Genomic DNA, 23,309 nt, shown 5'->3' on the forward strand with positions numbered 1-23,309 from the left:
GGCGCCGCACCCGAGCGGCGGGCCCCCTCGGCGGGTGCCCCCACCTGGACGAACCATCACCTTCCGCGCCTGGCGACCAGGCCACCGGTACGCCCCCCTGGCCGAGAACCCGAAGCCGGACAGAACCCAACGCCCCGCCGCAGCCAGACCCCCAAGCTCCCTCCGCAGTAAACGCCCAAAGCTCCCTCCACAGCCAGACGCCCAAAGCTCCCTCCACGGCCAGAGGCCCAAAGCTCCCTCCACGGCCAGAGGCCCAAAGCTCCTCCACAGCCGGACCCCGCAAACCCGCCCCCCTCCACGGCACAACCCCAGCAATCCCCACCCAACAGAACCCGGGCACCCCAACCAGCCCCGAGCCCACCCAGCCCCACCCCATCCCCGGTCCAAAGCCAAAAACACGGCGATGACCTGCGTGTCAAGGCATCTTTCCCGCCTTGACACGCAGGTCATCGCCGTAGTCACACTGAAAAACCGGGGTGGTCCCGCCCCACACACCCAAGAACATCCCCCACCCGCCTCGGGGGGCGTCCCAAGCCCAGCCTACCGCCCACCACCCACGCACCCATCGTTGTCCACAGGGGTTGTCCACAACCGGGAAACCCTGTGGACAACCGTCAGGGCAGGGCCTCCGCCAGCATCCGCGCCGCTGCCGCTCGTGGGTCCGGGTCGATTTCGATGAGGGCGTTCACCACGGCACCGTCGACCAGGGCGACCAGCCGTTCCAACTCGGCGGCGTCCACCGGGTGTCCGGATCGCGCGAAGATCTCCAGCAGCAGGTGGTCCAGCTCGGCCGAGAGGGTGCGCATCAGCGGGCGCAGGTACTTCCGGCGGCCCGTGGCGACCAGGCGTTCGTACCGCAGCAGCACCGCTTCGGCGTCGGCCTCGCGGTCCTCGCGGGCGGGGCCCAGCAGCAGCTCCAGCACCAGGTCGACCAGCGAGCGGTCGCCGGTTTCCGCCAGGCACTGCCTGCCCTGCACCAGTTCCAGCCGCGCGTGGTGCTCCACGGCCGCGGTCACCAGCTCTTCGAGCGAGTCGAAGTAGTACGTGGTCGACGCCAGTGGCAGGCCGGCGCGCTCGGCGACCGCGCGGTGGCGGATGGCGTCGAAACCGCTTTCGGCCAGCAGCTGCGAAGCCGCCTCGACGAGCGCGGCGCGGCGGCGCTCACCCTTCGGCGTACTCGCGGCGGTGGTCACAGGCGGACATTTTGCCAGTCCGCCAGGCACCCCCCGGTCAGAACCGCTTCGCGAGCGCGTCGGCGACACCCTGCATGTCCTTGGCGAACGGGGCGTCGGTCGAACCGGCCGCCGGAATGCTCAGCACCAGCACGGTCGCGCCGGTGGGCGACTGGGCCTCGGCGGTCAGCGTGCCCTCCGGCTGGGTGGCCAGGGTCAGCGAGACCCCCGGCGGCACCACCGAAGCCGAGACGACACCGCCGCCGACCGGGAACGCGGCGGATCGCAGATCCGTCGAACACACGCGACCGGGCATCGCCGTCCCGTCCGGGACGGGGACCGGGAGCTCGCCAGCGAGGGCGGTGGCGAGCTCCCGATCCGCCTGGTCGCACCCGAAGGTGCCTTCGGCCCGAGGGCCGGTCTCCCCGGTCGTCTCGCCCCCCTGCATGGGCGAGCCGGGCGGGAAGCTTTCTGGTGCCGCGACGGGAGGACGTCCCGGACCTTCCCCAGGTTGCCCCATGGGGCCGAGCTGGGTATTGCCATTCACCTCTTCGGTGGAATTCGGGGCCGCCGCGGTCATCGCGTCACCGGAGTCCCGGGTCACGCCGATCACCCCGGCACCGACGAGTACCACCAGCACGGCGCCGCAAACCGCGGAGACCGTGGTGCGCCGGCGCACCGTCGCCCGGTGTGACGCCCTGGTCACCTGATCGATATCGAACGTCGGCTCGGGGGTCTCGCCCGGCGCGTCGCGGAACAGCGTCTCGAGCTGCCGGTCATCCACGGGAGTCCACCTCCTCACCGAGTTCTCCCAGTACCTTCCGCAGGTTCTCCAGCCCGCGGGCGGTCTGGCTCTTCACCGTTCCTTCGGAACACCCGAGCGCCTTCGCCACGCCGCTGACGTCCAGTCCCTCGAAGTACCGGAGCACCAGCACCGCCCGCTGTCTGGACGGCACGCCGCGCAGCCCGGCCAGGAGGTCCTCCCTGGTCGCCACCTGCTCGTCGAGCCGGGGACCGGCCTGCGCCACGGGTTCGGGCAACTCCTCCACCTGCCGTTCCCGCCGCCACGGCCGCCGCGACTCGTCGATCGAGGCGCGCACCAGCGTCTTGCGCAGGTAGGCGTCGGTCGCCGCGCGGTCGCGGATCTTCCGCCACCGCCGGTGCAGCGAGACGAACGCCGTCTGCGCGAGGTCGTCCGCGCGGTGCCAGTCGCCGCAGAGCATGTACGCGGTTCTACGCACGGAGTCCCGCTTGGCGGCGAAGTACTCCGCGAACTCCTGCTCCTCGCGCTGGTCCACGCGGTTGGCTCTCCGCTCCATCGGGTGTTCGACAGGGTAGACGGAACCGGGCCCGTCCACGGTTGCACGGGTTCGCGAACCGATCCACCGGAACCCGGGTTCCACCAGACTGTTTGAAAGCGCAACGAACGATGTGGTGTGATCCGGCCGTGACCTTCGCAACGAGCCCGACCATCGACCTCCGATCGGACACCGTCACCCGCCCGGATGAAACCATGCGCGCCGCGATGGCCTCCGCGGAGGTCGGGGATGCGGTGATCGACGTCGACCCCACCATGCGGCGGCTGGAGGAACGCACCGCCGAACTGCTCGGCCTGCCCGCCGCGCTCTGGGTGCCCAGCGGCACCATGGCGAACGTCATCGCGCTGACCCTCTACCTCGGCCGCGGTGACCGCTTCCTCGCCCCGCGCGACGCCCACGTGCTGGTCCGCGAGCTGGGCAGCTCGGCGTGGCTGGCCGGCGGCATGCCCGAACCGCTCGAACCCGACGCCGGTCCCGGACGGCCGACCGCGGCCACCCTGGCCAAGGCGATCGGCCCGCGCGACAGCAGCTACCTGCTGCTGCGCACCACGCTGCTCTGCCTGGAGAACACCCACAACGCCGCGGGCGGCTCGGTGGTGCCACCGCACGAGCACGCCCAGCTGGTCGCCACGGCCAAGGAAGCCGGGCTCAAGGTCCACCTGGACGGCGCCCGGCTGTGGAACGCCGCCGTGGCGCTCGACCTGCCGGTCGGCGCGCTCGCCGTGGGCGCCGACTCGGTGTCGGTCTGCTTCAGCAAGGGCCTCGGCGCCCCGGTCGGCTCGGCGCTGGCGGGTGGCCGCGAGTTCATCGAGCAGGCCCGCCGGATGCGGCAGATGCTCGGCGGCGGGGTGCGCCAGGGCGGGGTGCTGGCCGCGGCCTGCCTGCGCGCCCTGGACAACCAGGCCGGCCTCGCCGGGGACCACGACAACGCCCGGCGACTGGCCGACGGCCTCACCGAGATCGGCTGGGCGGTCACCGCACCGCAGACGAACATCGTGCTGGCCGGGGTGCCGGACGTGCCGCTGACCATCTCCCGGCTGGAGAACGCGGGCGTGCTCGCGTCGCCGATGGCGGGCAAGGTGCGGTTCGTGACCCACCGCGACGTGTCCACCCCGGACATCGACGAAGCCCTGCGCCGGATCAAAGCGGTGGCCGCCCGGTGAACGCGATCAATTGGGTCGTCTTCGACTTCGGCGAAGTGATCGTGCAGCGCACCGAAGCACTTCCGGAACTCGCCACGCGTTTCGGCGCCTCCCTCGGTGAGTTCGAGCCGGTCTACTGGAAACACCGCAACGCCTACGACGCCGGTGGCGGCGACCTCGAATACTGGAGTGCGCTGGGTGCGGAACTGGGCGTCCGAATGGACGAATCCCGGTCCGCCGAACTCACCGCGCTGGACATCGAGGGCTGGTCCCGCACCGATCCCGAGACGTTGGCCCTGCTGGCCGAGTTGGACGACGCCGGGGTGCCGCTGGCCCTGCTCTCCAACGCCGCGCCGTCGATGGGCCGGTGGGTGGAAGCACAGGATTGGGCGCGGCATTTCCGGCACCTGGTCTTTTCCGGTGATCTGGGCGTCATCAAACCCGATCCGGCGATTTTCCGCTTTCTGCTGGACCGGCTCGGGGCCCGCGGCGAAGAATGCCTGTTCTTCGACGACCGGCAGGTGAATGTCGACGGCGCGATCGCCGCCGGGCTGCGGGCTGAAAGGTGGACCGGATGCACGGAGGCACGGGCCCAGTTGGGCCGGACGAGTACTGCGGGGCCGCTGCCGTTCAGTTGATGGACGGCACGTCATAGAGTGAGCACCGCCTGTTGCTTCCGTCACACTCCGCCCGAGGTGCTTGCATGACCGGTCCCGGCCCGGTGCCGATCGACTACTCGCAGCCGAGCCAGGCCCGCTTCCACGACGCGCTGCTCGGCGGCGCGGACAACTACGAGGCGGACCGGGAGTTGCTGCGGCGGGTGCTGGCGGTGGCACCCGAAGCCCCGGTGGTGGCGCAGGAGCTGCGGCAGTGGATGCTCCGCGCGGTGCGGTTCCTGGCCGAGCGCTGCGGGGTCGCGCAGTTCGCCGACCTCGGCGCCGGCCTGCCCACCGAGCCGACCATCCACCAGGTGGTGCAGCAGTTCCACCCGCACGCGCGGGTGGTCTACGTGGACAACGACCCGCTGGTGCTGGCGCACGGCCGCGCCCGGCTGGCGAACTACGACTCGACGCACTTCCTCGGCTGCGACTACACCGATCCGAAGGACACGCTCGACGAACTCGCCGTGCACCTCGACCTGGACCAGCCGGTCGGCCTGGTGGTGTGCTCGATGCTGCACCACCTGACCGACTTCGAGCAGGCCAGGCGGGTGCTCGGCGGATACGTGAGCGCACTCGCCCCCGGTTCCTACGTGCTGCTCACGCACATCCACGACACCGGCGACAACAGCGAGGCGAACCGGGTCACCCGGGAGCTGCTGCGGCTGTACGAGGGCACCCCGCTGCACGCGGTGGCCCGCTGCCGCGAGCAGATCGAGGCGCTGCTGGGCGGCACGGAGCTCCTCGACCCCGGCCTGGTGCACGCGCACCAGTGGTGGCCGGACGGGCCGCGGCTGCTACCGCTGGCGAACATGCACCGGATGCTGCTCTGCGCGGTCGCCAGGAAGGTCTGACGGGTCCGGTCAGGGACGGAGGCGCTTGGGCTCCTTCTTGCCCTTGATCGCACCGTAGGCCGCGGTGCCGACGAAGAGCACCCCGCCGATCACGGCGAGCCAGAACAGGCCCTTGATGACGAATCCGAGCACGGTGAACGCCAGCCAGATGGCGATCAGCGCCCCGACGATCTTCCAGAACATGGCTTCCTCCGTTGTCGCTGGACGTGCCCCCACACTCCCACGCCGGGGGCCCGCGCAGCTCGTCACCCGGGCAACGTTCAGGGAAAAGCCGGGGTTCCCCCGAGCCAGCCGCCGAGGCGCCGCACGGCTTCGGTGAGGTCTTCACGGGCGCCGGCGAAGGACAGGCGGACGAACTTGCCGCCGTCCACCGGGTCGAAGTCGATGCCGGGGGTGATGGCCAGCCCGGTGTCGGCGAGCAGCCGCTGGCACCAGCTGAGGCTGTCACCGGTGTGCGCGGAGACGTCGACGTAGGCGTAGAAGGCGCCGTCGACCGGGGCCGCCACGTCCAGGCCGATCGACCGGAGGCCGTCGAGCAGCAGGTCGCGGTTGGCGCGGTAGTGCGCGACGTGGCCGTCCAGCTCGGCGTAGGACTCCGGGTGGAAGGCGGCGACCGCGGCCCGCTGGGCGAGCGCGGGCGGGCAGATGGTGAAGTTGCCGGTCAGCACGTCGACCGCGCGGTGCAGGCGCCGCGGCACCAGCATCCAGCCGAGCCGCCAGCCGGTCATCGCGAAGTACTTCGAGAACGAGCCCAGCACCAGCGCCTCGCCGGAACTCTGCCAGGCGCACGGGGCCTCGGTGTCGTAGGTGATGCCGTGGTAGATCTCGTCGCTGATCAGCTGCACGCCGTGCGAGGCGCACCAGCCGGCGATGGCGGCCAGCTCACCCGGTGGCAGCACGGTGCCCGCCGGATTCGCCGGGGCGGCCACGATCAGGCCCTTGATCGGGCCGAGCGCGTCGAGGTGGTCGACGGTCGGCTGGAACCGCGTGCTCGCGTCCACGCCGAACTCGACCACCTCGCAGCCGAGCGAGGTGAGCAGGTTGCGGTAGGCGGGGTAGCCGGGGCGGGCCATCGCCACCCGGTCGCCGGGGTCGAAGGCGGACAGGAACGAGAGCAGGAAACCGCCGGAGGAGCCGGTCGTGACGATCACGTCGTCGGGGCTGACCTCGAGGGCGTACCGGCGGTCGTAGTGCCCGGCGATGGCTTCGCGCAGCTCCGGGATGCCGAGCTGGACGGTGTAACCGAGGTTGTCCTCGCGCAACGCCTTCTCGGCGGCTTCGCGGACCGGACGGGGTGCGCCCGCGGTCGGCTGACCGGCGGCGAGCGAGACGACGTCGCCGTGGGAGCGGCGGCGGGCCTGGGCGGCGGAGAGCACATCCATCACGTGGAACGGGGGCACGTCGGCGCGGCGGGCCGGACCGGGGAACTCGACCATGGGCCCGAGCGTAGGTGCGTGACGCAAGCGTGATCTCCGCGGAGGCAACTGAACAGCGGTTTTGGCGTCTTGAGGGGTAGGCGGAACGACTGGGGGTTCTACTGTGCAGAAGCTGGTGCTGGCGGTGACCGGGGTGGCCGCGGCCGTGGTGCTGGGGGCGTGCTCGGCCGGGGGCGGGTCGGGGACCACGGCCGGGGCGGCCGCGCCCGCGGGGGAGGTCGCGCCCCCGGTGACCACGACCACCGCACCGCCGTCGTCGGCACCGTCCTCGACTCCTCCGTCGTCACCCGCGCCGAGTTCGGAAACGCCGAAGCCGAAGCCGAGCAGCAGCAAGCCGAAACCGAAGCCGAAACCGTCGTCGTCGGAGAAGCCGAAGCCCGCGGCCGGGGTGCCGTGCTCGATCACCTCGGGGGCGTGCGTGGACCTGTCGGCGAAGAAGACCTGGATCGTGCGGGACGGCGAGGTGGTCTACGGCCCGGCGCCGATCACCGCGGGCAAGAAGGGCCACCCGACGCCGGTCGGCACGTTCAGCGTGATCTCGAAGGTGAAGAACTACCACAGCCGGGAGTTCGACGCACCGATGCCGAACTCGGTGTTCTTCGTGCCGGGCATCGCCTTCCACACCGGGAGCCTGTCGCAGCAGTCGCACGGCTGCATCCACCTGTCGCCGAGCGCGTCGGCGAAGTACTTCTCCACGCTGCGGGTCGGGGACGCGGTGCAGGTGGTGCGCTGACCGGCGCACCACCGGGTCAGTAGCCCTGGTACCCGCCGCCACCGGCCATCGACTTGAGGCCGGGGTGGCCTTCGAAGCCGCCGTAGCGGTCGAAGGTGTACCGGACCCCGGCGATGATGTTGTCCACCGGGTTGTAGATGTCGTCGTGGCCGGGCAGCTTGTGCGCCTGGAAGGTCGGGTCGATGCACTGCATCAGGCCCTTGGACGGGGTGCCCTTGGCGGCGTTGGAGTCCCAGTTGTTGATGGCGTGCGGGTTGCCGCCGGACTCCTTCTCGATGATCGTCCAGATCTCGTCGATGTTCTCTTCGGTGACCGGGATGCCGTTGGCCTGCAGGATCTTGATGGCTTCCCGGATCCACTGCTCGACGTTGCCCGGCGGGGGGCCACCCGCGGGCGGGCCACCGCTGGGCCCGAGGCCGCCCCCGCCGCCGGAGGCACCACCACCGCCCCCGCTGGACGAACCACCGCCTGAGCTGCCGCCGGAGCTACCGCCACCGCCGGTGGACCCGCCGTTGCCGTTCGCGGTGCCGGGCGGGGTGACCGAGGAGAAACCACCCTCGATCTCCTTCTTCATCAGTTCCTGCGACTTGGCGATCTTGGCGTCGGCCTCGTCCAGCAACTTCTGGATGTCCGTTTTGGCGTTGCTCGCCGTGGTGTCGTTCTCGGCCTTGGCCGCGGCGATGATGGCGTCCGGGGCCGGGTTCGGCGTCTGGCCGTTGTCGGCCTGCTGCTGGGCCGCCGCGACCGCTGAGTCGGTGGCCTTGATCTTTTCGTCGATGGCCTTCTTGGCGTCGTCGCGCGTGGTCTCGACCTTGCGCTTGATCTCGCTGAGGTCCTTCTGCAGGCCCTCGAGTTCGGCCGCGACCTCGTCGAGCTTGTCCTTGAACTTCTTGCCCGCCTCACCGACCTTGGCCACGTAGGCGAAGAACTCGTCGGCGGCCGGGCCGTCCCAGACGCCGTGCTGCAGCCCCGCCGCGGCGTTCTTCAGCTCGGCGGCGTGGTCGTCGGCGTTCGCGCCGGCTTCCTTGAATTCGTCGGCTGCCTTCTGAATGGTGGCCGGATTGACCTTTTCGACCTCTTTGGCCTTGTTTTCGACCGCCGGCCATTCCGCCGGCAATCCGAGCACGCTCATGGTGCGACCCCCTTACGCCAGGTGCAGTTTCGTCACGCCTGGCGTTGCTGCCGGGCAATGGCCTCGCCGGAGGCCTGGTCGTTCTCCGCGATCAGTCCCGCGGCACGCAGCAGTGCGTCGCTGAGCGAGGTCATCAGCTTGCCCCCGGCCTCGAACTCGGAGTGCACCCCGCTCTGGAACCCGCCCAGCGCTCCCTTGACGTCCCCCGAGCCGCTCATGTCGCCGAACGGGTTGTGCTCCCCCTCGACCGGCATGACCTTGCCCTTGGACTTGTCGAACTCGTCGCGCAGCTTGGCCACCCGCCGCGCCGCGATCCCCATCGACTCCGCGTCGTACACAGGCACGTCTGGTCATCCCCTTCAACAAGCCAACGTCCGCCCGATCAGACGTGGTGGTCCCGGCGGCGGTTCCGCGCTCACCTTAGAACTTCCACCGCACCGCGGGCGTGCTTTCCCCACGGAATGTGTTTGTAGCATCTCCCGGGGAGGTGGGGTGTGGTGAAGCCGTTGAACGCCGGGGACCCGCGGCAGGTGGGGCGGTACCGGCTGCTCGCCACCCTTGGCGAGGGCGGCATGGGCCGGGTGCTGCTCGGGGTGGGGCCGGACGGGCGGTTGGCGGCGGTCAAGCAGGTCCACCCCGGCTTCGCGCACGACGCCGGGTTCCGGGAGCGGTTCCACCGGGAGGTGACCGCCTCGCGATTGGTGTCCGGCGCGTACACCGCCGCGGTGATGGACGCCGATCCCGGGGCGCCGACGCCCTGGCTGGCGTCGGTGTTCGTGCCGGGACCGTCGTTGAGCGAGGCGGTGGCGGCCGGTGGCCCCCTGCCACCCGGGTCGCTGCGGTACCTGGCGGCGGGGCTCGCGCTGGCGTTGACCGAGATCCACCGGGCCGGGCTGGTGCACCGCGACCTCAAGCCCAGCAACGTGATCCTCGCCGCGGACGGGCCGAGGGTGATCGACTTCGGCATCGCCCGCGCGGCCGAGGGCGGGTCCGAGCTCACCCACACCGGCTCGATCATCGGCTCGCCCGGGTTCATGTCGCCCGAGCAGGCCGAGGGGCGTCCGCTCACCCCGGCCAGCGACGTGTTCTCGCTCGGCGCGCTGCTCGCGATGGCCGCCACCGGGCAGAGCCCGTTCACCGGGACCTCCACCCCGCACACCCTCTACAACGTCGTGCACCACCAGCCCGACCTGCGTGCCCTGCCCCCCGAGCTCCGCCGGATCGCCGAGCCGTGCCTGGCCAAGGATCCCGCGCAGCGCCCCGCACCCGGCTGGATCCTCGAACAGCTGGGGCCGATCGCGCCGGTCGCCAGTCCGTGGCCGCCGGTGGTGCCGCACCTGATCGACCGGCAGCGCGCCGAGGTGCAGGAGGCGCTGCACCCACCCCGGCGCCGCCGCCGGTCCCGTCGCGGGCTGCTGATCGCCGGAGCCGCGGCCGGGGTGGTCGCGCTGGTCGCCGGTTCCATCGTGGTGGTCGACTCACTGGCCGGCGATCCACCGGCCGTCCCCACGCCACCGGCGGCCCAGTCGGCGCCACCGCCGGCCAGGGTGCCCGACCCCGATCCGCTCGGCACCGACAAGCTGCGCACGGTCGACCCGTGCCAGGTGCTCGACGGGCGCTCCGTGCCCGGGGTCGGGGTGCTGAAGCCCCGGATCGACGTGCACCTGTGGACCTGCACCTACGAGGGACCGCAGGGCGACTGGGTGGACCTCGGCCTCGGCGACAACCCGCCGATCGGGGGCGTGCCGTCCGGTGAACTGGCCGGGCTGCCGCTGACGGTCAAGGACGGCGAGGCGTGCGAGGTGGCGGTGCCGGTCAACGGCCGCGCCGACGTGGTGATCAAGGCCGCCACCAGCGTCACGGCGAAGCTGGACAAGCCGTGCGAGGTGGCGAAGGCGATGCTCACCGACGCGCTCGGCGTGCTGCGCGAGAACCCGCCCCAGCACGAACAGCCGCCGGGCTCGGTCGTCCCGGTCGACGTCTGCGCCCTGGCCTCCGACGCCGAGGCGCAGCCGATCCTCGGGCCGGTCCTGCGGGCCGAACCCAAGGGCCTGCACGGCTGCCACTGGGAGATCTCCGGTTTCCTGGACGTCGAACTGGTCAAGTCCTTCCCACCGGTGCAGTCCACGGACCCGTACTACGACGTCACCGGCACCGTCGACGTCAACGGCACCCCGGTGTACCTGACCAAGAAGTACGACCCCGGCACCAGCTGCACGCTGACCTGGCTGCACCGGAGCATCGACGAGGACACCGCCGAGGTCGTCCAGATGCACCACAGCATCACCGGTGAGCAGCCGGCGCCCGAGCAGGTCTGTGGTCCGTCGCTCAACTTCGCCGGACTCATCATGCCGAAGCTGCCGAAACCGTAGAGTCGCGCCGTGCAGCCGTTGTCCCCGGACGAACCCCGTCAGCTCGGTCACCACCGCCTGGTCGCCGCGCTCGGCGCGGGCGGCATGGGCCGGGTGCTGCTCGGCGTGGCCCCGGACGGCAGGCTGGTCGCGGTCAAGCAGGTGCACGCCCAGTTCGCGCACGACCCCGGGTTCCGCGAACGGTTCCGCCGGGAGGTGGCCACCTCCCGGCTGGTCTCCGGTGCCTACACCGCGGCCGTGGTCGACGCCGATCCGGAAGCCGAAATCCCTTGGCTCGCTTCGGTTTTTGTCGTCGGGCCGTCGTTGCGGGAGGCGGTGGACGCGGCCGGGCCGCTGCCCGTGGCCTCGGTCCGGCACCTGGCCACCGGACTGGCCGCGGCGCTGCTGGACATCCACCGCGCGGGACTGGTCCACCGCGATCTCAAGCCCAGCAACGTGCTGCTCACCGACGACGGCCCGAGGGTGATCGACTTCGGCATCGCCAGGGCGGCCGGGGACGGGCACGAGCTGACCGGCACCGGCGCGATCATCGGCTCACCCGCGTTCATGTCACCCGAGCAGGCCGGGACCGCGCCGATCACCCCGGCCAGCGACGTGTTCTCCCTCGGCGCGCTGCTGGTGATGGCCGCCACCGGACGCGGGCCGTTCACCGGGGCGACCACCGCGCAGACGCTGTACAACGTGGTCCACACCCAGCCGGACTTCGGTGACGTGCCCCCGGAGGTCCGGCGGATCGCCGAGCCGTGCCTGGCGAAGGACCCGGCGCGCCGCCCGACCCCGGCGCAGCTGCTCGACTTCCTCGGGCACGTGCCGCCCGGCACCACCCCGTGGCCGGAAACCGTGCACGCCCGCATCCGGCAGCAGGACCACGAAGTGCGGGGGGTGCTGGCCCTGCCGCTGCCGCCGTACCGCCCGCCCGCGAAGCCGAAGAAGTCGCGCCGGTGGATCTGGGCGACCGCCGCCTCGGTGCTCACGGTGCTGCTGGTGGCCGGTCTGGTGACCGTCTACCAGCTGGCGAAGGCCGGGAAGGACCGGCGGGATCCCCCGGCCGCGATGTCCATCGAGGACGCGTTGAAGCCGGAACGCCTGCTGCGCGCGGACCCGTGCAAGGTGCTCGACAGCGAGTACACCCCGGACGACGGGTACAACTCGTACACCCACCGCTGCAAGTACACCGACACCGGCGACGTCAGCTTCGACCTGGTGCTCGGGGACGCGCTGGAGAACAACGGCATCCGCACCTCGCCCACGGTGATCGACGGACAGGGTGTGCTGCTCAACGACATCAGCGGCGGCTGCGAAGCGATGGTCCGGCTGCCGTCGCGGCCGGAATCCAGCGTGATGATCTACAACTCGACCTGGGGCGACAACGCGTGCGCGGTCGCCGAAGAGGCCCTGCGCGAGGCGCTCGAACAGCTCAAGACCCCGGCGGTGGACCGCGAGGCGGTGCCGGGCACCCTGCTCAACGTCGACCCGTGCACCGTGGTCGACGACGCGACGGCGCAGCGGCTCCTCGGCGCGGCGGTGAAACCGGCACCGCTGGGCTTGCGCCGCTGCGAATGGGCCGCGCGGGACACGCTTTCGATCACCTTCAGCCGGGGTTACCCGGACACCGAGGGCGAGGAGCTCGACCTCGGCGGAACTCCCGCCCGGCGCAAGGCGACCGAGGCGCTGTGCGCGATCACCTGGTCGCACCGGCCGGTCAGCGAGCGCGAAAGCGAGGACGTGCGGCTGACCTACTACTCGGCGACCGGCGGCAACGCCTGCGCGATGGCCGAGGACGCGGCGAAGACCGTCCTCCCGAAGCTGCCGAAGCCCTAGACCTCTTCGACCAGTTCCCAGATGCGCTGCGCCAGCAGGTGGTTGTCGGCTGGGGCGACGGTGGCCCAGTCGCGGTTGTCGGTGTTGCGCGCCAGCTGGAACAGGTAGCGACCGGCGTCGGTGTCGTGGAAGGCGACCACGCGTGACGCCCGGCGCAGCTGCCCGTCCCGGCCCTGCCGCTCCACGCCGAACTGCCCGCGCGCCAGCGTGCCGATCAGCATGCCGGCCAGCTCCTGGCACTGCCACAACGGCACACCACGGTCTTCCAGCGCCGTGACCAGGGCTTTGGCGTCACCGCGGGCGTCGGCGTCGGCCTCGACGAGCACGTCGTGCGGCAGGCTGACCGAACGGCCGACGCCCGGTTGCAGCTCACCGATGACCGACACGGCGGACTCGGCCAGCGCGCTGTCCCTGACCGGGATGAGCCACACCTCGTCGCCGTCGACCACGCCGAGCAGCGCCTCGTTGCCCGCGCTCACCGCGAGCCCGTGGATCTCCCGTTCCGCCCACACCCAGACGTCGATGCTCAGCTTCGGCCGGGCGAACAGGTTCAGCAGGTCGAGCAGCTGCCCGTCGGCCCGGCGGCCGCGGGCCAGGCCGCGCTCGGCGAGCGTGCGCCAGGCCCGCTCGACCAGCGCCGCCCGTTCGGCGTGGGTGTGGCCCGGCGTCGGGACGTCGAGCGCGACATGCCGTTCGGGCAGTCCCTGCGCTTCCCAGAGCATGTCGAATTCCAGCGCGGACAGCACCAGGCTGCCGTTGGGCGAACCCACGTCTTCGCTACTCCTCAGCGTGCGCCGCCGGCGTCGTCGCGGCCGATCACGTCGGGCGCCACCATCCGCTGGTCGGTGAACAGGTCCTTGTCGTCGATGCCGAACTTGCGCACGTGCTCCGCGTCGTGCTCACCGTCCTGCGTGGCGGCCCGCTCCAGGAAACCGCGGCGCTGCTCGGACTCGCCGCCCGGCCCGGACCGGCGCAGCGCCCGCGCCTCCTCCTCCGGCAGGTCGCCCATCGGCACCTGGCCGGACCGCGGGAACGCCCCGGCGGAACCACCCCGGCCGACCCCGCGGCCGCGCCGGTCGCCGTCCCCACCGGCCAGCGCACCGCCGACCGCACCGGCACCGAGCGCCGCCGCGCCGGAAGCCAGGTCGCCGACACCACCCGGCTTCGGCACCGCGGTGAACCCGCCGCCGGTGGGCAGCTGGCCGGGTGCCTGCGGCCCGGAGCCGAAGACCTTGCCCTTGCTCAGCGGGCCGTCGCCACCGCCGGGGGCGCCGCCCTTGCCGAGCAGGTTCTCGGCCCCGCCGCCACCACCACCGGTGAGGCCGCCGAGCTTGCCCGCGATCCCGCCGGGTGATCCGGGAGAACCCGGTGAACCGGGCGTGCCGGGTGACACCGGTGTGCCGATGCCCGTGCTCGGGAACGGCTTGCCACCGGGCGGGGTCTGGCCGAGCACGCCCGGTGCGTTCGGCACCCCGGGATGCCCCGGGCCGGGCTGACCGGGCAGACCGGGTTGACCGGGCTGGTGCGGTTGCTGGGGTTGCTGCGGCAGCCGGCCGCCCGGCACCACCGGGCCGGGCGCCACCGGGTGGGGCGCCGCGGCGGGCGGGGTGGCCGAGCTCGGCGCGGTGGACGAATCCGGAACAGACACCCCGGGACGGCTGCCGCCCTGGGGTGCCGGAATGCCCATCGGCGGGGTCGGCGGGTCGAACACGGCACCGGACTTGGTGGTCGGCATCGAGCCCTTGCCCCCGCTCGCCGGCGGGCAGTCGTCGATCGGCGACCCACCGGCGTGCACGTTGGCCGCCTGCGTGCCGACGTCCAGCGGGTTCGGCCCGCCCGGCGCCCCGGCCAGGTTGAGCGCCTCCGGCGCGTCCAGCGCCTCGGTCCAGGACAGGTTGTCGCCGCTGGCCTTGGCGTAGTCGTTCAGCACGCCGACGGCCTGGTCCTTCGCCTCGCGGGAGGCCTTGACCGCCTTCGCGTGGTCGGTTTCGTAGCCGATCAGGCTCATCAGCCCGTCACCGAGCGAGTACCCGCCCGAACCGGCGCGGATCGCGCTCGACTCGGGCAGCTTGTGCAGGGTGCGGGTGAACGCCTCGCCCTGGGCGAAGATCAACTCCGCGGAGGCGGTCACCTTGTCACCGGCCTCGCTGGAGAACCCGGCCTGCTCGACCAGCACCGCGCTGGCCCGGCCACCGGCTCCGCTGGTCCACGCCACGCCGAGCTTCGCCAGTTCCTCGCGCAGCGTCCTGTCGGTCTCGGCCAGCTCCTTCGCCACGGCCTTCATCGCGTCGACCGCCTCGCCGATGGCGCCGACCCCGGCGCCCGAGCGGAACTTGTCGATCTCGTCCGCGATGCCGTTGGGGCTGTACCCGTCGAACCGGTGGCCGCGGATGCGCTCCACCATCGCCGCAATGTCCACGATTTCTCCCCTAACCCCTGGATGCCAAGGTCCGGACCGCCAGCGTCGCCGCCTGCCTGGCCATGTCGCACAGTTGCCGCTGGTCGAACGCGCCCCTGGTGACCGGGTAGAGCTGCACCCGCAGGGTCTGGCCGGTGGCCACGCCGACCAGCGTCTCGCAGTCGCTGGGGGACGCACCACGGCCGTGGTGCGTCAGCGCCGGGAAGCGCTCCACTTCACCCGGCTCGGTGTGCTTGCTGCTCTTGCGGCGGTCACCGGAGAGCCAGGCCTCGACGTCGGCCCCGGTGATCGCCTCGACGTAGTAGGTGTAGTGCGGTTCGCCCTTGGCCACCGGCAGCGAGCAGGTCGGGCCTTCGCGCTGGTTGTCCGCTGGCAATGGCTCGGGCTGCTCGGTGATCTTCAGCTCGTCCAGCTGCGGCTCGGTGAACAGGGTGCACGGGTCGACCCCGTCCAGCCGCAGTTCGGCCGGGCGCGCGGGCAGGGCGGGCGCGGCGGAGGTGGGCGGCGCGGGCGCCGGTGCCGGCTCCGGCCCGCAGCCCGCCACGGTGACCAGCCCGGCGGCCAGGCAGACCACCGGCCTAAGCCGGGTGGACACGCCGGTCCTCGAGGGCGCCCACGGTCGCGTCCTCGTTGCCCTGGTAGGTCTGGGCGGCCGTGCGGAGCTGGTCCGACAGCGTGCGCAGGCCCTCGACGTAGGCGCGGACCTGCTTCTCGTACGACTGGTCGCCCGCCACCACGACCTCGTTCCACGCCTCGATGGCGTGCTTGCTGACGATGTCCTCGGACGGCGGATCGATCCACAGCTGGCCGAGGCGCTGCGCGAGCCGCTGCTCCAGCTGCTCGGCCTGGTCGTGGATGATCTTGGCCACCGCGTCCACCTGGCCGGGCTGGACCTGGAGGTCCTTCACCCCCGGCACCGACGGCACGGCGGACGGCAAGCCCGACGAGGACTGGCGGTAGACCGCACCGGTCACCGGCGGCTGGTTCTCTGACATCTGCACCCCACCTACTCCTCGCCTGTGCTGGCAGGCTACCAACGCACGGCCGACCGCGGACCGCTCTTGGACGCGGGAAGGGGCGGGGCGGTTCCGCTCAGTTCGACGGAACCGAGATTTCGCCGTTCACCGCGCGCAACGCGATGTCGGTGCGGTGGTGCGAACCGGGCAGGTGCACCTTCTCCACCCTGGCGTAGACCTCCTGGCGCGCGGCGGCGAGGTCGGCGCCGGTGCCGACCACGGACAGCACCCGGCCGCCGTGCGCGACCACGGCACCGTCGTCGCGGCGGCGGGTGCCGCCGTGCAGCACGCCGTCGGCCTCGGCACCGGTGATCACGTCACCCGAACGCGGGACACCGGGATAGCCGTCGGCGGCGATCACCACGGTGACCGCGGCGCCCGGCTCCCAGTCCAGCGGCGGGTGCCCGGCCAGCTCGCCGGTGGCCACCGCGTGCAGCAGCCCGGCCAGCGGGGTGTGCAGCAGGGCCAGCACCGCCTGGGTCTCCGGGTCGCCGAAGCGGCAGTTGAACTCGATCACCTGCGGACCGGACGAGGTCAGCGCGAGCCCGGCGTAGAGCAGGCCGGAGAACGGGGTCCCGCGGCCGGCCAGTTCGTCGACCACCGGCTGCACGGCGACCCGCACGACCTCCTCGACCAGGCCGGGCGGGGCCCAGGGCAGCGGGGCGTAGGCGCCCATGCCGCCGGTGTTCGGGCCGGCGTCGCCGTCGCCGACGCGCTTGAAGTCCTGCGCGGGCAGCAGCGGCACCACGGTCCGGCCGTCGACCAGGCAGAACAGCGACAGCTCCGGACCGTCCAGGAACGACTCCAGCAGCACCGGGTGGCCGCCGTCGAGCAGGGTCATCGCGTGCTTGCGGGCGCGGTCGAGGTCGCTGGTGACCACCACGCCCTTGCCCGCGGCCAGGCCGTCGTCCTTGACCACCCAGGTCGGGCCGAACCGGCGGAGCGCGGCGTCGAGGTGCGCGGGGTTGTCCACGCACTCGCTGTGCGCCGTCGGCACCCCGGCGGCGTTCATCACGTCCTTGGCGAAGGACTTCGACCCCTCGATGCGGGCGGCGGCGGCGGACGGGCCGAAGCACGGCACACCGGCCTTGCGGACCGCGTCGGCGGCTCCGGCCACCAGCGGTACCTCGGGGCCGATCACCACCAGGTCCGCCTTCCAGCGGGTGGCCAGCTCGGCCACCGCGGCGGCGTCGGAGACGTCGACGGCGAGCGGTTCGGCCAGCGCGGCGATGCCCGCGTTGCCCGGGGCGCAGGCGATCGCGGTCACCGCCGGATCCTGCGACACGGCCAGGACAAGGGCATGCTCACGGGCACCGGACCCGATTACCAGGACACGCACGGGGGTCAGGGTATCCCGGGCGGTGTGCGCCGCCGCACGTCGGTCACCCGCGCGGCGGCTTGACGCCCGTCAGCCGCCGAGCGCCTGCTTCGCCCCGGGGTGCAGCGGGACCGGGTCGGTGTGCCCGGCGTGCTCCTCCACGATCTGCTTCGCCGCCGGGTGCACCTGCTCCAGTTCCGCCTTGCGGTCGAAGATCAGCTTGGTCACCGCGCAGGCGTCCGGGGTGGGGAAGTCGTCGCGGACCACCAGCAGGTTCGGCACCACGATGGTCGGCACGTCCGCGGGCAGCTGGTAGGTCGCCGCCGGAATGGTGCCCGCCTCGTACACCGGGTTGAGCTGCTTCAGCTTCGGCAGCAGCGGCGTGATGTCGACGAACTTGACCCCGGCGCCCATCGACGTGGTCAGGTCGGTGATCTCCGGGGTCGGCAGGCCGCCGGACCACACCAGGCCGTCGATCGTGCCGCCCTTCATGCCCTCCACCGACTTGCCCAGCGCCAGCCGCTGCGCCTGGATGTCCGCGTCCGGGTTCAGCCCGGCGGCGGTGAGCAGGCGGTTCGCGATCACCTCGGTGCCCGACTTCGGCGAGCCGGTGGAGATCCGCTTGCCGCGCATGTCCTCGACCGAGTTGATGCCCGCGTCGGCCCGCACCACGACCTGCGTCGAGTTCGGGTAGATCCGCGACAGCGCCTTGATCTGCTGCGGTTTGCCGTCGAAGGCCCCCTTGCCGGTGACCGCGTCGGCGGCGGTGTCGGCCAGGGTGAACGCCAGGTCGTACTCGCGGGCGGTGAGCTGCTGGATGTTCTGCACCGAGGCCCCGGTCTCCGCGGCGGTCGCCTTGAGCTTGGTGTTGTTGCTGAGCAGCTGCGCGATGCCGCCACCCATCACGTAGTAGACACCGCCGACATTGCCGGTGGCGATGGTGATCCGGCCGTCGGCCGCCTCGCAGGCGGTCTGCCCGCCCTGGCCCTGCGCGGGTTCGGGGGACTGCTTGCCCCCGCACGCGGTCGCCGAGAGCACGACGGCCAGCGCGCCTGCCAGCAGCAGCTTCGTACGCATGATTCTCCTTAACCGGCTTCGCGAACGGGTTTCTCGCGCCAGAGGACGTGGACGACCGCGGCCACCAGGCACAGCCCGGCACCGACGGCGATGGGGATCGGTTCGAGGTAGAGCAGGCAGACCGCGGCGGGCACGCACAGCGCCCGCACCGGCCAGCGGACCGGGCCGCCCGCCCAGCCGCCGGTGACCACCGCGAGCACGGCCACCGCCAGCGCGGACACCGCGGCCACCCAGAGCACGGTGCCGAAACCGGCCCGCAGCAGCAACGCCGAGCCGTTGTCGGTGAGCACGAAGGCGATCGGCACCAGGAAGGCGGGCAGCGTGTACTTCCACGCCTGCCACATGGTGCCGAGGACCGAACCACCGGTGATCGCGGCGGCGGCCACCGCCGCCAGCGCCGTCGGCGGGGTCACCTCGGACAGCACCGCGTAGTAGAAGATGAACATCGCGCGTTCGGCGTCCGCGACCCCGACGTCGGCCAGCGCCGGGCCGAGCACCACCCAGGCGATGATGAACGACGCGGTCACCGGCACCGCCAGCCCGAGCACACCGACGGCGATCGCGGCGAAGAACACCGTCAGCACCAGCACCGCCGTCGCGTTGCTCGAGATCGCCCGCGCCGCCTGGACCAGCGCGTCCGCGAGCACCTGGCCGAGGCCGGTCTTCGTGATGGTCGAGGTGATGATCCCGGCCGCCGCGCACACCGCGATCACCGGCAGCGCCCCCCGCACGCCGAGCGCCAGCGCGCCGGCCATGTCCTTCACCCAGTCCCCGACCGCCTCCCCGCGGGTCAGCCCGGCCACCAGCGCGAACAAGGCGGCCACCCCGGTCGCGTAGACGACCGCGGCGAACGGCGGGATGTCCAGCGCCAGGAAGACCACGATGACGGCCAGCGAGAGGAAGTGGTAACCACCGCGCAGCAGCAGTTTCCCGGCCCGGCCGTGGGCCACCTCGACGGCCTCGGCGCCGAAGCGGCGGGCGTCGGCTTCGACCGCGAGCACGATGCCGAGGTAGTAGAGCAGCGTCGGCACGATCGCCCAGACCAGCACGGTCAGGTACTCGGTCTGCAGGTACTCGGCGATGATGAAGGCCGCGGCCCCCAGCGTCGGCGGCGACAGGATCGCGCCGATGCCCGACGCGGCCAGCAAGCCGCCCGCGTTCTCCTTGGGGTACCCGGCTTTGCGCAGGATCGGCCAGGTGATCGAGCCGAGGCTGACCGCGGTCGCGGTGCCGGAGCCGGAGACCGTGCCGAGCAGGAATCCGGAAAGGACGGTGGTGCGGCCCGGTGCCGTGCGCGACCGCTTGAACAGGGCGAAGCTGAACTCGACGAAGAACTTCCCGGCGCCGGAGGCGTTGAGCACCGCGCCGTAGATGGTGAACAGCACGATGTAGCTGGCGGCCACGTCCAGCGGCGTGCCGTAGAAGCCGCTCGCGTCGTTGTACAGCGCGTTGACGATCTGGCCGAAGTCGATGCCCGCGTGCGCGACGCCCCAGTTCTGCGGCAGGAACCCGCCGTAGTAGGCGTAGGCGAGGAAGGCCACGCAGACCAGCGGCAGCACCAGCCCGGTGGTCCGCCGGGTGGCCTCCAGCACCAGCAGCAGGAGCAGCGCCCCGGCCACGATGTCCATCGTGGACAAGGTGCCCTGGCGGTCGAGGAAGTCGTCGAAGCCGCCGCCGGGGACCGGCAGCACCGGGTAGAGGCCGGTGAGCAGGGCGGCCACCGCCAGCACCCAGTCGAGCACCCCGGGGTCGTCGGCCGCCGCCTGGTCCTCCCGCGACCGCGGGCGGTAGCAGAGGAACACCGCGGGCAGCGTGCAGCCGAGGAAGATCACCAGGTAGTACTGCACGCCCTGGGCGAACGGGAAGAACACCTGCTTGAGCACCAGCAGCGAGACGGCGAAGCAGACCACGCCGACGAACAGGTCCGGCCGCCGCGAGAGCTGCCGCGCCGGTCGTTCCTCGTCTTGCACAGCGACCACTTCCGCCGCGTCCGGCGATTTCCCCGGCTTCATCGTCTCGGTCAAGGGCACACTCCGCTCGCACGCCACCACGCTGCCTGCACGCTACGGTGTCCCAGCTCACAGTTGAAGGGTTGATCCAGCTCGCGTTAACCCGTATGCAACCGGCCGGACTTCCGGGGCGGTGAAGGTAGCGCCGACCCACACACGAGGAGGACGAAGATGGTGCGCAAGAGACTCGCCGTGCTCGCGCTGAGCGGGCTCGCCGTGCTCGGCCTGGCGGCTCCGGCCGTGGCGCAGCCGGGCGGATCGCGCCCGGGGTACGGCAAGGGGCACGATGAGCCGGTGATCGTCGGACACCGCGGGGCGCCGGGATACCGGCCGGAGCACACGCTGGCCTCCTACGAACTGGCCTACCGCCAGGGCGTGGACTGGGTCGACGTCGACCTGGTGCCGACCAGGGACGGGCAGCTGGTGGCCCGGCACGAGAACGAGATCGGCGGCACCACGAACGTCGCCGACCACCCCGAGTTCGCGAACCGCAAGACCACCAAGGTGATCGACGGCACCAGCTACACCGGCTGGTTCACCGAGGACTTCACCCTGGCCGAGCTGAAGACGCTGCGGGCCAAGGAGCGCATCCCGGACCTGCGGCCGAACAACCGGATCTACGACGGCCGGTTCCAGATCGCCACCTACCAGGAGGTGCTGGACCTGACCCGCGAGCTCGGGCGTGAGCTGCGCCGGGAACTGGGCACCTACCCGGAGGTCAAGCACTCCACCTACTTCCGCAAGATCGGCAACCCGACCGAGCCGAAGCTGGTGGAGCTGATCAAGCGCAACGGGCTCAACCGCAAGAACGCACCGGTGATCGTGCAGTCGTTCGAGGTGGGCAACCTCAGGGAGCTGAACAAGCAGCTGAAGGTCCGGCTGGTGCAGCTGACCTCGGCCACCGGCGCGCCCGCCGACTTCGTCGAGAGCGGCGACCCGCGCACCTACGCCGACCTGGTCACCCCGGCCGGGCTGAAGGAGATCGCCGGTTACGCCGATTCGCTCGGGCCGGAGAAGAACCAGGTGATCGGCCGGGACGCGGCGGGCAACCTCGGCTCGCCGACCTCGCTGGTCTCGGACGCGCACGAAGCCGGGCTGCCGGTGGTGCCGTACACCTTCCGCGACGAGAACAACTTCCTGCCGCTGAACCTGCGTTCCTCGGCCGACCCGGCCGCGTGGGGCAACGCGTTCGGTGAGTTCGAAGCGTTCTTCGAGGCCGGCGTGGACGGTGTGTTCGCCGACCACCCGGACACCGCGCTGGAAGCCGCTAGGTGAGGGAGAGCGTCCGGGCGCCCACGGCCAGCACGGCGAGGGCGCCCAGGGCGCCGACCCCGGCGAACACGTAGAACCCCCACGGGTAGGCGATCCCGGCCGAGAGCAGCGCGCCACCCAGCAGCGGCCCGGTGATCGCGCCCAGCCGCCCGATCCCGGCGGCCCAGCCCAGCCCGGTGGCCCGCCCGCCCGCCGGATAGGTCCGCCCGACGTAGGCGTAGACCAGCACCTGCGCGCTGAACACGAAGCACCCGGCGAGGAACACCGCGGCGTACAACCCGGCGGTCGGCAACCGGACGCTCAGCAACGCGAGGAACACCGCCCCCGCCGCGAACCAGGCGATGGTCGACGGCCGCACCCCGGCGCGGTCCGCGACCCGCCCGGCCACCACCAGCCCGACGATCGCGCCGACGTTGAGCGTGAGCAGCAGGGCCAGCGCCGCACCGAGTTCGTACCCGGCCACCCGCATGATCTGCGGCAACCAGGTGTTCAGCCCGTAGACGAGCAGCAGCCCCATGAAGGACGCGGCCCAGAACGCCAGCGTCGCACGCAGGAAACCGCCCTTGAACAAGCCGCCGACGGCCTTGGCGCCCACCTTCTCGGCCTTCTCGAACACCTCGGACTCGGGCAGGTACTTGATCATCAGCGGCACCAGCACCAGCGCGGGGGCCGCGCCGATGACGAACATCCAGCGCCACCCCGCCGCGGGCAGCACCACGATGCCGAGCAGGGCGGTGAGCACGGCGCCGACGTGGTACCCGGTCATGATCGTGGTGGCCGCGCTGCCGACCCGGCCCTTCGAGAACTCGGTGACCAGCGTGATCGCCGTCGGCAGGCAGCCGCCCAGCCCGAGCCCGGCGAGGAACCGCAGCACCCCGAACACGAACGCCGACGGCGCGAACGCGCACAGCAGCGTGAAGAACGAGAACCCGGCCACCGCCGCGATCAGCGCCCGGCGGCGGCCGATGGTGTCGGTGACCGTGCCGATGGCCAGCGCGCCGAGCATCATCCCGAGCAGCCCCGCGGTGGACACCGCCGACCCGGTGCCCGGCGTGAACCCCCACACCCGGTCCTCCAGCAGCACCGGGATGACCGTGCCGAGCACCACCAGGTCGAAGCCGTCGAGCAGGACCGCAGCCCAGCACAGGGGCAGAACCGCCGAAGGTTTCACGCCGCACCTCCACCGTTGGGGGCGTCCATCATGGGTGGCCGACCCCGCCCCGCGAAGACCCCGTTCCGGCCAGCGGAACGCCGACCGGCTTCACCACCGCCTGAATGGTCTGGGCCATTTGACCGGGCAGCCGCAGAATCCGGACCATGAACGCGTTGCGCAAGATCGCCGCCGCCGGCGTGGTCGCCGGAGCCATGGCCCTCACCCTGCCCGGCGTGGCCGCGGCCGACGACCCGATCCTGATGGGCACCTACGGCAAGGCCGAGTGGTGCGAGGCCGCGGCCGACGGGTACCGCAGCGGCGACCTCGCCGCCTGGTGCGTCTACCGGCACATCCACCTGCAGCCGGAGTACTGGGAGCTGTGGATCCACTCGATCCACGGCTGAG

Annotated in this window: 23 protein-coding genes; 8 read left to right on the forward strand and 15 right to left on the reverse strand. The window is 71.9% G+C overall.

Annotated elements, in window-relative coordinates:
• Positions 1-614 precede the first annotated feature (614 nt).
• Genes AC07EG_RS29555 through AC07EG_RS29565 form a run of 3 tightly spaced genes read right to left on the reverse strand, consistent with a single transcriptional unit; the run spans position 615 to position 2,470 of the window.
• Complete coding sequence (locus tag AC07EG_RS29555) at positions 615-1,193, reverse strand: TetR/AcrR family transcriptional regulator (RefSeq protein WP_478256482.1); 579 nt, start codon at positions 1,191-1,193, stop codon at positions 615-617.
• A 37-nt stretch (positions 1,194-1,230) separates the two neighbouring features.
• Positions 1,231-1,956 carry a hypothetical protein gene (locus AC07EG_RS29560; RefSeq protein WP_478256483.1) on the reverse strand — a complete coding sequence of 242 codons (726 nt, stop codon included), beginning with the start codon at positions 1,954-1,956 and terminating at the stop codon, positions 1,231-1,233.
• Positions 1,949-2,470 carry a SigE family RNA polymerase sigma factor gene (locus tag AC07EG_RS29565; RefSeq protein WP_478256540.1) on the reverse strand — a complete coding sequence of 174 codons (522 nt, stop codon included), beginning with the start codon at positions 2,468-2,470 and terminating at the stop codon, positions 1,949-1,951. Before AC07EG_RS29565 ends, AC07EG_RS29560 begins: the two co-directional genes overlap by 8 nt.
• Positions 2,471-2,619: 149 nt before the next feature.
• Here AC07EG_RS29565 and AC07EG_RS29570 point away from each other — a divergent pair, with 149 nt between their 5' ends.
• From AC07EG_RS29570 to AC07EG_RS29580, 3 genes are all read left to right on the forward strand, one after another.
• Positions 2,620-3,654 carry a threonine aldolase family protein gene (locus AC07EG_RS29570; RefSeq protein ID WP_478256484.1) on the forward strand — a complete coding sequence of 345 codons (1,035 nt, stop codon included), beginning with the start codon at positions 2,620-2,622 and terminating at the stop codon, positions 3,652-3,654.
• 5 nt (positions 3,655-3,659) lie between these two features.
• Positions 3,660-4,271, forward strand: a complete 612-nt coding sequence (locus tag AC07EG_RS29575; protein WP_478256541.1) for an HAD family hydrolase — start codon at positions 3,660-3,662, stop codon at positions 4,269-4,271.
• A gap of 65 nt (positions 4,272-4,336) precedes the next feature.
• Positions 4,337-5,146, forward strand: coding sequence for an SAM-dependent methyltransferase (locus AC07EG_RS29580; protein ID WP_478256485.1), 810 nt, complete (start codon positions 4,337-4,339; stop codon positions 5,144-5,146).
• Positions 5,147-5,155: 9 nt separating this feature from the next.
• Here the strand turns inward: AC07EG_RS29580 and AC07EG_RS29585 are convergent, their stop codons facing one another.
• Positions 5,156-5,329, reverse strand: coding sequence for a hypothetical protein (locus tag AC07EG_RS29585; protein WP_478256486.1), 174 nt, complete (start codon positions 5,327-5,329; stop codon positions 5,156-5,158).
• 77 nt (positions 5,330-5,406) lie between these two features.
• Positions 5,407-6,582, reverse strand: a complete 1,176-nt coding sequence (locus tag AC07EG_RS29590) for a pyridoxal phosphate-dependent aminotransferase (RefSeq protein WP_478256487.1) — start codon at positions 6,580-6,582, stop codon at positions 5,407-5,409.
• Positions 6,583-6,685: 103 nt separating this feature from the next.
• Between AC07EG_RS29590 and AC07EG_RS29595 the strand changes: the two genes are divergently transcribed.
• A complete protein-coding gene (locus AC07EG_RS29595; protein ID WP_478256488.1) occupies positions 6,686-7,315 on the forward strand; it encodes a L,D-transpeptidase in 630 nt (209 codons plus the stop codon).
• Positions 7,316-7,331: 16 nt separating this feature from the next.
• On the opposite strand, the gene AC07EG_RS29600 is transcribed toward AC07EG_RS29595, so the two are convergent.
• Both AC07EG_RS29600 and AC07EG_RS29605 read right to left on the reverse strand, forming a co-directional pair.
• A complete protein-coding gene (locus tag AC07EG_RS29600) occupies positions 7,332-8,447 on the reverse strand; it encodes a transglycosylase SLT domain-containing protein (RefSeq protein WP_478256489.1) in 1,116 nt (371 codons plus the stop codon).
• A gap of 32 nt (positions 8,448-8,479) precedes the next feature.
• Positions 8,480-8,791 (reverse strand): hypothetical protein, encoded by a 312-nt coding sequence (locus AC07EG_RS29605; RefSeq protein WP_478256490.1) that lies wholly within the window; start codon positions 8,789-8,791, stop codon positions 8,480-8,482.
• Positions 8,792-8,944: 153 nt separating this feature from the next.
• On the opposite strand from AC07EG_RS29605, the gene AC07EG_RS29610 reads away from it, so the two are divergent.
• On the forward strand, positions 8,945-10,819 hold the full coding sequence (locus tag AC07EG_RS29610; RefSeq protein WP_478256491.1) for a serine/threonine-protein kinase: 1,875 nt from the start codon (positions 8,945-8,947) through the stop codon (positions 10,817-10,819).
• 9 nt (positions 10,820-10,828) lie between these two features.
• On the forward strand, positions 10,829-12,640 hold the full coding sequence (locus AC07EG_RS29615) for a serine/threonine-protein kinase (RefSeq protein ID WP_478256492.1): 1,812 nt from the start codon (positions 10,829-10,831) through the stop codon (positions 12,638-12,640).
• Here AC07EG_RS29615 and AC07EG_RS29620 read toward each other — a convergent pair.
• From AC07EG_RS29620 to AC07EG_RS29650, 7 genes are all read right to left on the reverse strand, one after another.
• A complete protein-coding gene (locus AC07EG_RS29620) occupies positions 12,637-13,410 on the reverse strand; it encodes an ESX secretion-associated protein EspG (RefSeq protein WP_478256493.1) in 774 nt (257 codons plus the stop codon). The genes AC07EG_RS29615 and AC07EG_RS29620 overlap by 4 nt on opposite strands.
• A 14-nt stretch (positions 13,411-13,424) precedes the next feature.
• Complete coding sequence (locus tag AC07EG_RS29625; RefSeq protein ID WP_478256494.1) at positions 13,425-15,059, reverse strand: hypothetical protein; 1,635 nt, start codon at positions 15,057-15,059, stop codon at positions 13,425-13,427.
• A 10-nt stretch (positions 15,060-15,069) separates the two neighbouring features.
• Positions 15,070-15,654, reverse strand: coding sequence for a DUF3558 domain-containing protein (locus AC07EG_RS29630; protein ID WP_478256495.1), 585 nt, complete (start codon positions 15,652-15,654; stop codon positions 15,070-15,072).
• Complete coding sequence (locus AC07EG_RS29635) at positions 15,638-16,054, reverse strand: type VII secretion target (protein ID WP_478256496.1); 417 nt, start codon at positions 16,052-16,054, stop codon at positions 15,638-15,640. The genes AC07EG_RS29630 and AC07EG_RS29635 overlap by 17 nt, the downstream gene beginning before the upstream one ends.
• Positions 16,055-16,151: 97 nt before the next feature.
• Positions 16,152-17,414, reverse strand: a complete 1,263-nt coding sequence (gene purD, locus AC07EG_RS29640) for a phosphoribosylamine--glycine ligase (RefSeq protein WP_478256497.1) — start codon at positions 17,412-17,414, stop codon at positions 16,152-16,154.
• Between the two features lie 69 nt (positions 17,415-17,483).
• The gene (locus AC07EG_RS29645; protein WP_478256498.1) at positions 17,484-18,470 is read right to left on the reverse strand and encodes a TAXI family TRAP transporter solute-binding subunit; all 987 of its coding nucleotides are present in this window, start codon (positions 18,468-18,470) and stop codon (positions 17,484-17,486) included.
• 8 nt (positions 18,471-18,478) lie between these two features.
• Positions 18,479-20,482 carry a TRAP transporter permease gene (locus tag AC07EG_RS29650; protein ID WP_478256542.1) on the reverse strand — a complete coding sequence of 668 codons (2,004 nt, stop codon included), beginning with the start codon at positions 20,480-20,482 and terminating at the stop codon, positions 18,479-18,481.
• A gap of 168 nt (positions 20,483-20,650) precedes the next feature.
• On the opposite strand from AC07EG_RS29650, the gene AC07EG_RS29655 reads away from it, so the two are divergent.
• Complete coding sequence (locus AC07EG_RS29655) at positions 20,651-21,754, forward strand: glycerophosphodiester phosphodiesterase (RefSeq protein ID WP_478256499.1); 1,104 nt, start codon at positions 20,651-20,653, stop codon at positions 21,752-21,754.
• On the opposite strand, the gene AC07EG_RS29660 is transcribed toward AC07EG_RS29655, so the two are convergent.
• Positions 21,747-22,922: an MFS transporter gene (locus AC07EG_RS29660; RefSeq protein ID WP_478256500.1), complete on the reverse strand. Its 1,176-nt coding sequence runs from the start codon at positions 22,920-22,922 to the stop codon at positions 21,747-21,749. The genes AC07EG_RS29655 and AC07EG_RS29660 overlap by 8 nt on opposite strands.
• Positions 22,923-23,068: 146 nt before the next feature.
• On the opposite strand from AC07EG_RS29660, the gene AC07EG_RS29665 reads away from it, so the two are divergent.
• On the forward strand, positions 23,069-23,308 hold the full coding sequence (locus AC07EG_RS29665) for a hypothetical protein (protein WP_478256501.1): 240 nt from the start codon (positions 23,069-23,071) through the stop codon (positions 23,306-23,308).
• Position 23,309: the final 1 nt, after the last annotated feature.

It is taken from the genome of Amycolatopsis sp. NPDC045836 (assembly GCF_056431745.1).